This window comes from Thermococcus sp. 21S9 (assembly GCF_012027635.1).
GTDB lineage: Archaea > Methanobacteriota_B > Thermococci > Thermococcales > Thermococcaceae > Thermococcus.
Window position 1 is genome coordinate 1 of the sequence record NZ_SNUS01000081.1, and the last position, 380, is coordinate 380.

1 protein-coding gene is annotated in these 380 nt (G+C 27.4%); it reads left to right on the forward strand.

Annotated elements, in window-relative coordinates; translation table 11 throughout:
• The first annotated feature begins 237 nt into the window (after window positions 1–237).
• A complete protein-coding gene (locus E3E28_RS11070) occupies window positions 238–378 on the forward strand; it encodes a hypothetical protein (protein ID WP_167915478.1) in 141 nt (46 codons plus the stop codon).
• Window positions 379–380 lie beyond the last annotated feature (2 nt).

The following is a 380-nucleotide window of genomic DNA, read 5'->3' on the forward strand; positions in this document are numbered from 1 at the left end:
ATCAGTGTTGTTTACTCTTAGTATATTTATATTTTTCGGAGCAATGCTCTCTTATTTATAAAAGATAAGAGCAAAAATATTCTTGGTAAATATCAAGAAAATGCTGTCAAATTTTTCTAGAATGTATATAATTCAAGTATGCAATTTAATAAAAATAGATTTTGCAAAAAACTTTTTATATAATCAGTGCCAAAAATGTCTGGAATATTATATACTAAAAGTAAAAGGTGGTAGCTTATGTTCGAAGTCAAGGAGCTTAAGGAAAAAACAATTGATGAGTACTCTAGTATTGTTGGAGGAAATGTAATAGAAATGATAAAGAGAAAAGCTGAGAAACTTGAAGGATCATCTATTGCGAATGTAAATTCAACAGCTTAAGA

What these genes read in the sequence shown, in the direction of transcription:
- E3E28_RS11070 (WP_167915478.1), top strand. Translation starts at nt 238, where the DNA reads ATGTTCGAAGTCAAGGAGCTTAAGGAAAAAACAATTGATGAGTACTCT.